Raw genomic sequence first — 12399 nt, forward strand, 5'->3', positions numbered from 1 at the left:
GTTGCGCCAGGGGATCAACGGCGCCGAATCAGGTAACCTGAACGGCAGACAACGCCTGCGGACGCACCTTCACCATGGAACTCCACATCAGCCTGCAAGGCCGCAAGGGCCTGGCCGAGCAGCTTTACCAACAGCTGCGCGACGGCATCGACAGCGGCCGCCTGGCCGCCGGCACGCAACTGCCACCCAGCCGCCTGCTGGCCGAACAACTGGGGGTGTCGCGCAAGACCGTGGCCGAAGCCTATTCGCGCCTGACCTACGACAACCTGCTCAGCGGCCAGGTCGGCAAAGGCACCTTCATCAGCCCTTCCCCGACCCGTACCCCGGCACCGACGGCGGCCATCCCCCTGGCCAGCGCCGCGACCCTGGCCAAATGGCGGGCCCGCGCCAACCCGCTGGCGGACCTCAAACTGCCGACCTTGCGCTACGATTTCATCGGCGGCGCCTCAAGCAAGGTGCAGTTCCCCTTCGATGACTGGCGCCGCTGCAACCAGTACGCCCTGCGCCAGATCCGCCACAGCAGCGCCCGCTACAGCGCCCATCAGGGCCTGCCGGAGTTGCGCGAGGCGATTGCCCGGCATATCGCCTTCGCCCGCGGCGTACGCTGCAGCAGCAATGATGTGCTGGTGTGCAACGGTGCCCAGCAAGCCCTGGACCTGATCGCCCGGGTGCTGATAGAACCCGGTTGCCAGGTGGCCATGGAAGACCCGGGCTACACCCCGGCGCGCCAGTTGTTCCTGGCCCAGGGCGCCGAACTGCAGTGCGTGCCGGTCGACGCTGAAGGCATGTGTGTGGAGCAGATCGCCCCAGGCACGCGGCTGATCTACGTAACCCCGTCACACCAGTTTCCGCTGGGCATGCCGATGAGCCCGGCGCGCCGGCAGGCCCTGCTCGCGCGCGCCGCACAGTTGGGCGCGATCATCATCGAGGACGACTACGACAGCGAATTCCGCTACGAAGGCCGGCCCACCGACTCGTTGCAAAGCCTCGACCGCAACGGCCTGGTGGCCTATGTCGGGACCTTCTCCAAGACCCTGTTGCCGGAGCTGCGCCTGGGTTACTGCATCGTCCCCGAAGCGCTGCGCGAAGCGATCTGCATTGCCAAGCAACTGACCGACTGGCATACCCCGACCCTCAACCAGTGGGCCCTGGCGCAGTTCATCGGCGAAGGCTCGCTGCTTAAGCACATCCGCCGCGTGCACGAGGTCTACGCCGCGCGCCGCGAACGGATCCTGGCGCGCCTGCAGGATGACCTGGCGCCGTGGTTCGAGGTCGTGCCGGCCACTGCCGGTTACCACATGAGTGCCCTGGCCCGGGGTAACCTGGACGTCGAGTTCCTGATCAGCATGGCGCGCAAGGTCGAGGTCGGCCTCTATTCATTGGCCCCCTTCCATGCCCGGGTGCCGGTGCGCCAGGGCCTGCTGCTGGGCTTTGGCGCCATCGAACTGCTGGACATCGACCCGGCCCTGGACCGGCTGCGCGACACCCTCCAGGCCATGGGTTGATTGGCCTCCTGACAAAGAACAAAATTGGCTATTCGGGCTCGCCCGGCCTGGCGGTAAGGTAGCGCTATTGCCGCCTACCGCAGACCTTGATGGAGAGCACACATGAGCAACCGTATCGAATGGGCCAAACACTCACCTGAGGCCTACAAGGCCATGATCGGCCTGGAAATGGCCCTGGGCAAATCCGGGCTGGAGAACTCGCTGCTGGAACTGGTACGCCTGCGTGCCTCGCAGATCAACGGTTGCGCTTATTGCGTCAACTTGCACGCCAACGATGCACGCAAGAGCGGCGAAAGCGAAGCGCGCCTGCAGACCTTGAGCGTCTGGGGCGAGACCGAATTCTTCACCCCGCGCGAGCGTGCAGCGTTGGCCTGGGTCGAAAGCCTGACCCGCCTGCCCGACCAGCGCGCCCCCGAGCACCAGTACCGCACCCTGCTCGAGCACTTCAGCGAAGCCGAAGTGGTCAACCTGACCCTGGCCATCGCCACCATCAACGCCTGGAACCGCTTTGGCGTCGGCTTTGCAATGATCCCAAGCTGATCTGTGTTTGGACACAGACTGTGGGAGCGGGCCTTGCAGTGTTTCAATCAGCCCGCAGGTGTTGGCATCACCGGCGGTGTGTACTGCAAGGTGGTGCCGAGGATCCACAGCAGGAACAGCACCAGCGGCACGTGCACCAGCAACTGCACGAACGAGAAGCCGATCAGGTCGCGCGCCTTGAGCCCCAGCACACCCAGCAGCGGCAGCATGTAGAACGGGTTGATCAGGTTCGGCAGCGCTTCGGCGGCGTTGTAGATCTGCACCGCCCAGCCCAGGTGATACTGCAGGTCATTGGCCACCAGCATCACGTAGGGCGCTTCGATGATCCACTTGCCGCCACCCGAGGGGATGAAGAAACCCAGCACCGCCGAGTACACGCCCATCAGCAAGGCATAGGTGTCGTGGGTGGCGATCTGCACGAAGAAGGTCGAGATGTGGTGCGCCAGGCTCTGCGCATCGGCGCCCTGGACCTGGGTCAGGATCGCCGCGATCGAACCGTACAGCGGAAACTGGATCAGCACCCCGGTGGTGGTCGGCACCGCACGGGCCACCGCATCGAGGAAGCTGCGCGGTCGCCAGTGCAGCAAGGCCCCGGCCATGATGAACAGCAGGTTGTAGGTGTTCAGCCCGGAAATCGCGGTGATCGCAGGCTTGGTCGAGAACTCGTTGTACAGCCAGCCGGCCGCCAGCGCCACCAGCAACAGGATCAGGATCGGGCTGTACTCCAGCCACTCGCCCGGGCGGGTCCGCTGGGGCGTCGGCGGTGCCGAGAAGCTCGGGTCGACACCGCAGGCTTCGGCGCTGCGGGCGCTATTCGGGCCGGGCGCGGTGGCGTAGGCCACGACCAGCGAAACCACCACCAGCGCGGCGAGCATCACCCCCGACTGCCAGAGGAAGATGGTCTCGGTGAACGGGATCACCCCGGTGATTGCCAGGATCGACGGCGGCAGGCTGGCCGGGTTGGCCTGCAGTTGCGCGGCCGAGGATGACAGGCCCAGGGCCCAAACGGCGCCCAGGCCCAGATAGGCGGCGGCACCGGCGGCACGGTAGTCCATCTTCAGGTCGGTGCGGCGCGCCAGGGCGCGGACCAGCAGACCACCGAACACCAGCGACAGACCCCAGTTGAGCAACGAGGCGACCATCGAGATCAGCGCTACCCAGCATACCGCCGAGCGGCCATTGCTGGGGATTCGCGCCAGGCGGTCGATGAGCTTGACCGCGGGTGGCGAGCTGGCCACCACATAACCGCCAATAACCACGAAGGCCATCTGCATGGTGAACGGGATCAGGCTCCAGAAGCCGTCACCGAAGGCCTTGGCGGTGTCGGCGGGTTTGCCGCCCATGGCCAGGGCGGCAACCGATACCAGCACCACGGCCAGGGCAGCGAACACCCAGGAATCGGGGAACCAGCGTTCGGCCCAGTTCGAGCAACGCAGGGCGAAACGGGCGGAGCGGCTGTCTTGAATATCAGCGGCCACGGGATTTTCCTTTTATCGTTATTTTTCTGGAACAGCCAAAAGCCCCATCGCGGGGCAAGCCCGCTCCCACAAATACCTGTAGGAGCGGGCTTGCCCCGCGATGGGGCCCGAAAGGACGATTTAAAACGTCATTTCTTTAACATCATCCGCCACAATCAGCTTGCCAGCGGTCTTCTCGATGATCTCTTCAACCGTCACCCCCGGCGCAGTCTCGCGCAGGATGAACGCGCCGTTCTCGATTTCCAGATAGGCCAGGTCGGTCAGCACCTTGCGGATACAACCGGCGCCGGTCAGCGGCAGGCTGCAACGCGGCAGCAGCTTGGACTCGCCGTCCTTGGAGGCGTGGGTCATGGTGACGATGATGTTCTCGGCACCGGCCACCAGGTCCATCGCCCCGCCCATGCCCTTGACCAGCTTGCCGGGGATCATCCAGGAGGCGATGTTGCCTTCCACGTCCACTTCAAAGGCGCCCAGCACGGTGAGGTCGACATGACCGCCGCGGATCATGGCGAAGGACTCGGCCGAGTTGAAGATCGAGGCACCGGTGCGGGCGGTCACGGTCTGTTTGCCGGCGTTGATCATGTCGGCGTCCAGTTGCCCTTCGGTGGGGAATTCGCCCATGCCCAGCAGGCCGTTTTCCGATTGCAGCATCACGTCCATATCGGCCGGGACGTAGTTGGCCACCAGGGTCGGGATGCCGATGCCGAGGTTGACGTAGTAGCCGTCCTTGAGTTCGCGGGCTACACGTTGGGCCATTTGTTCGCGGGTAAGTGCCATGGTCAGGATCTCTTTGTTGTTCTGGGGTCAGGTCAGGCTTTGACGGTGCGTTTTTCGATACGCTTCTCGAACGTGCCGACGATGACCCGGTCGACATAGATGCCCGGGGTATGGATTTCGCTCGGCAGCAGCACGCCCGGCTCGACGATCTCTTCGACCTCGACCACGGTGATCTTGCCGGCAGTGGCGGCCAGCGGGTTGAAGTTCTGCGCGGTGTTGCGGTACACCACGTTGCCGTAGTGGTCGGCCTTCCAGCCCTTGACGATGGCGAAGTCGCCGGTGATGGCTTCTTCGAGGATGTACTTGCGGCCGTTGAACTCGCGCACTTCCTTGCCCTCGGCTACCGGGGTGCCGTAGCCGGTGGCGGTGAAGAAGGCCGGGATACCGGCGCCGCCGGCGCGCATCTTCTCGGCCAGGGTGCCTTGCGGGGTGAGCTCCACTTCCAGCTCGCCGCTGAGCAACTGACGCTCGAATTCGGCGTTCTCGCCCACGTAGGAGGCGACCATCTTGCGGATCTGGTGGTCTTCGAGCAGCACGCCCAGGCCAAAGCCGTCGACGCCGCAGTTGTTGGACACCACGGTCAGGCCCCTGACGCCACGGCGCTTGATTTCGGCGATGAGGTTTTCCGGGATGCCGCACAGGCCGAAACCACCGGCCAGTACCGTCATGTTGTCGGTCAGGCCTTCAAGAGCCTGTTCATAGGTTGCTACGCGCTTGTCCAGTCCGGCCATGCTGATCCGCCTTTTGTAGTTGTTGATCCGACAGGGGTGTCGGCGAGCGTTTGAACCATCTTCACCCCTGAGCACTTATTTGTTAATTTTGTTTTTATGATCGATTTATTAATTTTTCAAAAGAATAGTCTAGCCAAATGAACGTCAAACAGCTGCGCGCCTTCGTCACCGTCGCCAAGTACCAGAGCTTTGCCCAGGCGGGCGAACAACTGCACCTGTCGCAGCCGGCCCTGAGCCTGACCATCAAGGCCCTGGAGGACAACCTCGGCGGCGCCCTGCTCAGCCGCACCACCCGCAGCGTCAGCCTGACCCCGGAGGGCGAAGTGCTGCTGCCGCTGGCCCGGCAACTGCTGGCCGACTGGGACAACACCGAAGAACTGCTGCGCCAGCGCTTTACCCTGCAGCTTGGGCGAGTATCGATCGCCGCCATGCCGGCCTTTGCCGGTAACCTGCTGCCGGCGGCGCTGAAGGTGTTTCGCCAGCGCTACCCGCGGGTCAACGTCACCGTGCACGACGTCATCAACGAACAGGTGCTGGAACTGGTCCGCCACCGGCGCGTCGAACTGGGCATCGGCTTCGAACCCGAAGCCAGCGAGCCACTGTGTTTCAGGCCGCTGTACCTGGACCGCTTCGTCGCCGTGGTGCCGGCCGATTCACCGCTGGCGCAACAGCCGCAGGTGAGCTGGCGCGAACTGCTGGCCGAAGACTTCATCGCCCTGCAACGCCCCTCGGCAGTGCGCCTGCTGCTGGAGCAGCACCTGGCCGCCGAACACGGCAAGCTGGCGGTGGCCTTTGAAAGCCATCAGTTGTCGACCATCGGCCGCATGGTTGCCAATGGCCTGGGCGTCAGTGCCGTGCCGGCGCTGTGCATCGGCCAGATGCAGGAGCTGGGCGCGCGTTGCGTGCCGCTGGTGGAGCCGAGTATAGAACGGCGTATTGGCGTGACCCTGCTGGCCGACCATAAACTCTCGGCAGCGGCCCAGGCGCTGCTGGACGTTCTGCTGGAGTGCACCGCCGGCAATCCGCCAGGCTGAGCACGCTCACTCAAGGCAGATCGGCGACATACGTCACCTGGGTGACACCGTTGATAATGCTTGCCGACGCGTAACCGCCGGCCTTGATTCGCGCATCAACCGATTCATGCACCAGCAGGGCATTTGGCAATACTCTAGGGTAAGGCTGGCGAAACGGCGGCATGGCGCCAATGACCAGCTTGCGCCTGCCTTTGCTCCATACCAGCCGCGGCACCCATTCGGCGACCCGCCAGGCATGGTTCATCGAGTCATGGGAATTTGCCAGAGGATCCGGTGCCACGCCGGCCAACGGGTTCAATTGTGCCTGACAAGCCTGGGCGTCCAGTGCCAAACCTGCCGCACCGGCCTGGGCAAACATCCAGCGCAAGGCCACCAGGGCCAGCGGTGATTCGGCAACCGCATAGCCACCACCGACATCACAGTGCACGCCACGAAAAAACACCTCTTTGACATCGGTCGAGTCCGTCGGCTTGGCCCGCCACAAGTGCTGGCGAAAGAAACAACGCCGCTCATCGAGCGACACGGCATGGCGCACCTTCAGCACACTCGGGTTACTGGCGGTATAGGGAATACTGACCGGGTCATAAATCCAGCCCAGGGATTTCACCGTGTCGAACAGGCCAAGAAAGGTGATGTCGAGGTCGCGGCCGAACGTTTCCTTGAACTGGCGCTGCAAGGCAAAATCAGGCTCGTTGTTCTTGTCCTTGTCACGGGCCAGGAGCATGGACCAGGCATAATCGAAAAGATGGGTCTGATGGGCCGCTACCAGCCCCAACCCATGCACCAGTGCGGCAAGCGCCCTGGCCGCGTAAGCACCTCGCGAGAAGCCGAACACGAACACCTGGTCGCCCGGCTGGTATTGCTCGGCGAGAAAACGGTACGCACCCTCGACATTGCGTTTGAGCCCCCAGCCGAAGGCCAGGCCAAAGATCCGCGCCGCAAGCTTCTGCCATTCGAACAGGGTTTCCTTGAGGCCGAACGTACCGACGCCCTGGTCATAGTAAGACAGGACTTGCTGCGGGTCAGGATCGAGCGCCCGCACAAGGCGCAGAATGTGCGTCGGTTGCTGGCTGAAGCGGTTGTTAGTCCCATCCAGGCATATCACGAGTTGCCGCGCCATGTGCAAAATCTCCTGTGCTGACGCCTCGACTATAGGCCAATGATGCTTCATCGCCATCACCGCCGTTCCAGCAGCTATAGTCAGGTGATTGTGCACAGCAGTAATACCCTCCTCACTGGAGCCTAACCCGATGATCAGGATCGAACGCGGGCCAATGCCAGAGGTGTTTTCTTCAGCGGCGTTTACCAGGCTACGCAGTGATGCCGAGGCGTTCTACCAACAGCCTGCGGCGAAAAGGGCTCAGGCGCGCTTTGGCTTCCAACGCATCGCCGCACGCCTGCACCCGGATATTCGTCTGCTCTGGAGCGAGCGCCAGGTCAACAAGTGCGCGTATTGCGAGCAGTTGGTCAGCCGCCCGGAAATCGAGCTGTTCAGGCCGCGCTACGGCAGCACTGACTTCAGTGGCGGCGTGTCCGATGACCACTATTGGTGGTTGGCGTTCGAGTGGAGCAACTACCTGCCCAGTTGCGCTGAATGCAACGCACTCAAAGGGCCGCGCTTCCCGGTGCAAGGGCCACGGGCCAGAGTCGGTGCAATCGGTGAAGCCCTGCGCCAGGAACAGAACCTGCTGCTCGATCCCGCTGAAGATGACCTTGATGGGGTGTTCCTGTTCCTCAGCGATGGCAAGATCACCAGCGAAACCGAACGCGGTCAGGCCACCATCGATGTGCTGGGGCTTAACCGCAGCAACCTGATCAAGGCCAGGTCGGATGACCTGCGCAACCTCGAACATCTGCAAGCGCTGATGAAGAACAGACGCCCCGACAAAAAGAGCCTGGAGTACCTGGCTCAAATGGTCAGGCCGCAGAGCCCGTTCTGCGCCATGCGCCGCCAGTTTGTCCGGGCCTGGGCGGAGAAAGTGGTCGCGCAGTTCCCCAGCAGCCATAAGCGCATGGCTGACTTCCTCAGCTTCAACACCGCGCTGGGTGCCTCAAGCAGCGCGAGTAACAGCAAGACGCTGCGCGATGCCTCCAGAAACCTGACACAAAGAACCAAGGAGCTGGAGTCATTCTCGATCGAGCAATCGCAGCCGCCAGAACAACTGTATCGGATGTCCCAGTACATCGAGCGCGTGGAGTTCAGGCATGTCCGCGCGGTTGACCACCTGCAACTCGAGCCCTCGTTCAGCGATGGCAAGGTCGGCTCCTGGTACATGCTGCTCGGTGAGAACGGCACGGGCAAGAGCACCTTGCTCCAGGCACTGGCGTGCGCGCTGATTGGCCAGAGCGGTGTCGAACGGTTGGGCGTACAGGCCACCGACCTGCTGCAAAAAGGCGCGGCCCGCGGCGAAGTCAGGGTCGAGTTGTCCGGCATGTCGGAACCTATCGTCATGACCCTGACCCGGCGTGGCAATAAAATCAGCATCAAGCCAGCGGAGCCCAAAGTCATGGTACTGGCTTATGGCGCGACGCGTTTGATGGGTAAACCACAGCCAACCGACCCGTCTGCTGCTGCCCGAAGCAAAGTGGAAAACCTGTTCGACCCGACACGTTTCCTCGACAACGGAGTACCCTGGCTCAACACCGCCAGTTCGGCAGAATTCAATCGCTTCGCCCGCTCACTGGCGTCGTTGCTGCCCAGCGCCGACGGTGTCGAACTGGTTCGCCGCAACCATCAGATCATCGTCAAGAGCCCCTCCGGGCAAGATACCCTGACCGCTGTCAGCAGTGGCTACCAGGCCGTGCTGGCGTTGGCCATGGACATCATGAGCATCATGCGCCTGGGCTGGCAGGATATGTCCTCGGCTGAAGGCATTGTGCTGATCGACGAAGTCGACGCCCATTTGCATCCGCGCTGGCGAATGCGCATTGTGCAGCGCCTGCGCGAGGTGTTTCCGCGGGTCCAGTTCATTGCCACCAGCCATGAGCCCCTCACCCTCAGGGGACTGGACAGCAGTGAAATCGCCGTACTGACCCGCACGCTCGACGGCCCGGTCACGGCCATGACCACAAAGAACACTGAACTGCCCTCCCCGCGCTTCATGCGCGTCGATCAACTGCTGGCTTCAGAGTACTTCGGCCTGCATTCGACCGAGGACGTGGAGATCGACCGCCTGTTCGAGGAGTACTACCGCCTGCTGGCCATGGAGCAACGCAGCCCTGGCCAGCAGGATCGCCTGCAGGCCATCAGCGAGCAGTTGCGCGGCCACAACAAGATGGGCCTGACGCCACGGGAGAACATGGTTTATGAAGCGGCCGACAGGTTCCTGGCCGAGCGCATGGCTAGCGCCCGCGAGCTGCCGGCGGAGGATGAGCATGACGCGCTCATCGAACTCAAGAGCCTGTGGGCGGAAATCCAGCTTGAGCCCGCCCAGCCTGTGGCGCACGACGGGAAAGGCCTGAATCATGATCAGGGTACAACGCGGCGCCGCTCCGAGCGTGCTCGATGGGGCGCAGTCAGCCGGCCAGGACGAGACCCTGCGCGCGATCGCGCATATCGTCAATGCCACGCCTGGAACCCCGCCGCCACCCTTCGAGTTCAGCGTCTACAAAGACCCGGAAATCGTCGAAGCCCTGCGCGTACTGTTCCACAAGAAATGTGCTTACTGCGAATTCAATTACGCCGCCGGTGGACCGGAAGACATCGAGCACTTTCGCCCCAAAGGCGCAGTGGTGATCAATGGCAAGATGAGCAAACCCGGCTACTACTGGCTCGCCGCCGACTGGGACAACCTGCTACCGTCGTGCATCGATTGCAACCGTAAACGCGGCAAGACCTTCGCCGATGACAGCACGGGCATGTCTGGCAAAGCCAATCTGTTCCCTGTGGTCAATGAGATGTTGCGCTGGCGCGACCACGCCGCGCAAAAAAATGAAGTAGAGCTGCTGCTCAATCCTTGCGTGGATGACCCCGAGCAGCACCTGGAGTTTCTTGCCAAGGGCCTGGTCCGCCCCAGGACAATCCAGATAGATGCCAACCTGGTGCCCAGCCCGAAGGGGCAGGTCTCCATCGAAGTGTACGGATTACTGCGTCGCGACCTCGTCGAACAACGGCAGCTCAAGGAAAAACGCGTCAAGGCGGCACTGGAACGAGCGCTCAAAGCCATTGAGATGATGCGCCAGGCTGACAATCCGGCGCTCAAGCAAGATCTCAAGGAGCACGCCCGGCTATTGCTCGAAGATGCCAGAAGCCACCTGGCGCCAAATGAACCTTTTCTGGCCGTTGCCCGCACCATTTTCAAGAACTACGGACTCAATTGCTGATGACTGATAGAAAGGACCTCCACGCACGATTGCAAACGCCATCCTCCAGGCTTTCCAGGATTGGCCAGGGCACCTGGTACATGGGCGAAGACCCGGGCCGGCAGCACGCCGAAGTCGCCGCCTTGCAGCACGGCATCGAACTGGGCCTGAGCCTGATCGATACCGCCGAGATGTACGCCGAAGGTGGCGCGGAAAAGGTTGTCGGCAAGGCCATTGCCGGGCGTCGCGACCAGGTGTTTCTGGTCAGCAAGGTGTACCCGCACAACGCCAGCCTCAAAGGCATTCCGGCAGCTTGCGAACGTAGCTTGCAACGCCTTGGCACCGAGCATATCGACCTGTACCTGCTGCACTGGCGCGGCCAGTACCCGCTGGCCGAAACCGTCGAAGCCTTCGAGCGCTTGCGTGCCGAGGGCAAGATCGGCCGTTGGGGTGTATCCAACTTCGATGTCGACGACCTGCGCGAGCTGTATCAGGTGAGCCGCGATTGCGCCGTCAACCAGGTGCTGTACAACCCGTCCCAGCGCGGCATCGAATACGATTTGCTGCCCTGGAGCCACAAGCGCCAGCTGCCGACCATGGCCTACTGCCCGCTGGCCCAGGCCGGGCGCTTGCTCAAGCACCCGACCCTGGCCGAGATTGCCGAGCGCCATGGCGCGACGCCGGCGCAGGTGAGCCTGGCCTGGGTGATTCGCCAGGACGACGTGATCGCCATTCCCAAGGCGGTAGACCTTGAGCATGTGCGCCTGAATGCGGCGGCGGCCAACCTGGTGCTCAGCAGTGAAGACTTGCGGGCGATTGACCGGGCCTTTGCGCCGCCGACGCGCAAGCAGCATCTGTCGATGGTTTAAGGCGTTTCTGAGGGCCTCATCGCTGGCAAGCCAGCTCCCACAAGGGCGGCGCACACCGATCCCCTGTGGGAGCAACTGTCTTGATCAGGCTGTTTGCTCTCGCCAAGGGGTATTGTCCCGCAGCATTGCATTCAGCCTGACAATCAGCACCCGCATGCAAGCTACGAGTGCCACCTTGGCGCACTTGCCACGTGCCCGAAGTGCTTCGTAGCGTGCTTTAAATTCTGTGTTGTGACGGATGATGATCCAGCTCGACATGTACAGCACTCGCCTTACATGGGCCCGACCACCCCATATCTGGCGGTGCCCTCGATGGCTACCACTATCGTTGTTGTAAGGCGCTACGCCCACCAGAGCGGCGATCTGACGGCGGTCCAACTGCCCCAGTTCAGGCAGTGAGGCGAGCAGATTTGCGGCGGTTACTCGACCGATTCCGGTCACTGCCAATAACTGACACGCCCTGGTATCGTCCAGTTGCACCATCGCCTGATCAATTTCTTCGTCGAGGCGTTTGATCAGCACTTTCAGCTGCTCTATATGCTCATCGAAGTGGGCCATCACTGTTGCCGAGCGACATTGCTGGCGACGCCGCTTGTCGTCATCACGGCTCTGCACAAATTGGGCGCGCTGCTTCACCAGCTCTCGCAGCTCTTCGCGTTCAGGGCTGACCGGTTGGCCTTGAGGGGCGCTGAGGTGTGCAGCGAAGTCCGCAAGGACTTCGGCGTCGATCTTGTCGGTTTTGGCTTTTTTACCCATGGCATCGGCGAATTTTCGGGCACGGGCTGGGTTGATGCAGATGGTTTCCAGTCCTGCTGAGGCCAGGGCGATCAACACATCTTTCTCGTAGCCGCCTGTCGCTTCGATCAGCACTCGACTGATATTGAAGTCCTTCAGACGCTCAAGCAACACCTCGAAGCCTGCGGAGTTGTTGGCCACTTCGAAGCGGATTTTCTGAGGCTTGATGCAGATTTCCAAAGTGGCTTTGGCAGTGTCGATTCCAACAGAAGACAACATGGCTGAACCCTCTTACACTCAGTTGTGAGAGCGCTCTGGCTTGGCCCACGCTTGTGATTCGAGAGGCGCTCAATCAACTGTTCGGGCTCGGGCCAGAGTGGAGAGGTGAATGGCAGCTTTGCTCCCACACGTGCTTTAAGCACTACCGG

At 62.3% G+C, this 12399-nt stretch carries 11 protein-coding genes; 6 read left to right on the forward strand and 5 right to left on the reverse strand.

The window, feature by feature from the left end:
• Window positions 1-74: 74 nt before the first annotated feature.
• Entirely contained in the window at window positions 75-1505 is a 1431-nt protein-coding gene (locus JV241A_RS14370; RefSeq protein ID WP_134063188.1) for a PLP-dependent aminotransferase family protein, read from the forward strand.
• A gap of 102 nt (window positions 1506-1607) precedes the next feature.
• Entirely contained in the window at window positions 1608-2045 is a 438-nt protein-coding gene (locus tag JV241A_RS14375) for a carboxymuconolactone decarboxylase family protein (RefSeq protein ID WP_115087239.1), read from the forward strand.
• A gap of 47 nt (window positions 2046-2092) precedes the next feature.
• Here JV241A_RS14375 and JV241A_RS14380 read toward each other — a convergent pair whose 3' ends face one another.
• The 3 genes from JV241A_RS14380 to JV241A_RS14390 all read right to left on the reverse strand — a co-directional run bounded on the left by JV241A_RS14380 (window position 2093) and on the right by JV241A_RS14390 (window position 5031).
• Window positions 2093-3523, reverse strand: coding sequence for a TIGR00366 family protein (locus tag JV241A_RS14380; protein WP_134063190.1), 1431 nt, complete (start codon window positions 3521-3523; stop codon window positions 2093-2095).
• 120 nt (window positions 3524-3643) lie between these two features.
• Complete coding sequence (locus JV241A_RS14385) at window positions 3644-4300, reverse strand: CoA transferase subunit B (RefSeq protein WP_115087241.1); 657 nt, start codon at window positions 4298-4300, stop codon at window positions 3644-3646.
• 32 nt (window positions 4301-4332) lie between these two features.
• Window positions 4333-5031 carry a CoA transferase subunit A gene (locus JV241A_RS14390; RefSeq protein ID WP_115087242.1) on the reverse strand — a complete coding sequence of 233 codons (699 nt, stop codon included), beginning with the start codon at window positions 5029-5031 and terminating at the stop codon, window positions 4333-4335.
• A gap of 137 nt (window positions 5032-5168) precedes the next feature.
• On the opposite strand from JV241A_RS14390, the gene JV241A_RS14395 reads away from it, so the two are divergent.
• A complete protein-coding gene (locus JV241A_RS14395) occupies window positions 5169-6065 on the forward strand; it encodes a LysR family transcriptional regulator (protein ID WP_115087243.1) in 897 nt (298 codons plus the stop codon).
• Window positions 6066-6075: 10 nt separating this feature from the next.
• Here JV241A_RS14395 and JV241A_RS14400 read toward each other — a convergent pair whose 3' ends face one another.
• Window positions 6076-7281 (reverse strand): DUF2235 domain-containing protein, encoded by a 1206-nt coding sequence (locus JV241A_RS14400; protein ID WP_233674255.1) that lies wholly within the window; start codon window positions 7279-7281, stop codon window positions 6076-6078.
• Window positions 7282-7315: 34 nt separating this feature from the next.
• On the opposite strand from JV241A_RS14400, the gene JV241A_RS14405 reads away from it, so the two are divergent.
• The 3 genes from JV241A_RS14405 to JV241A_RS14415 all read left to right on the forward strand — a co-directional run bounded on the left by JV241A_RS14405 (window position 7316) and on the right by JV241A_RS14415 (window position 11236).
• Window positions 7316-9889, forward strand: a complete 2574-nt coding sequence (locus tag JV241A_RS14405; RefSeq protein WP_134063192.1) for an AAA family ATPase — start codon at window positions 7316-7318, stop codon at window positions 9887-9889.
• Complete coding sequence (locus JV241A_RS14410; protein ID WP_134063194.1) at window positions 9813-10388, forward strand: hypothetical protein; 576 nt, start codon at window positions 9813-9815, stop codon at window positions 10386-10388. The genes JV241A_RS14405 and JV241A_RS14410 overlap by 77 nt, the downstream gene beginning before the upstream one ends.
• Before the next feature lie 80 nt (window positions 10389-10468).
• Window positions 10469-11236, forward strand: coding sequence for an aldo/keto reductase (locus JV241A_RS14415; RefSeq protein WP_240047869.1), 768 nt, complete (start codon window positions 10469-10471; stop codon window positions 11234-11236).
• 84 nt (window positions 11237-11320) lie between these two features.
• On the opposite strand, the gene JV241A_RS14420 is transcribed toward JV241A_RS14415, so the two are convergent.
• Window positions 11321-12250: an IS110 family transposase gene (locus tag JV241A_RS14420; RefSeq protein ID WP_134061177.1), complete on the reverse strand. Its 930-nt coding sequence runs from the start codon at window positions 12248-12250 to the stop codon at window positions 11321-11323.
• Window positions 12251-12399: the final 149 nt, after the last annotated feature.

Origin of the sequence: Pseudomonas sp. JV241A, assembly GCF_900275665.1 — a bacterium.
In the GTDB taxonomy this organism is placed as follows: Bacteria; Pseudomonadota; Gammaproteobacteria; order Pseudomonadales; family Pseudomonadaceae; genus Aquipseudomonas; species Aquipseudomonas wadenswilerensis.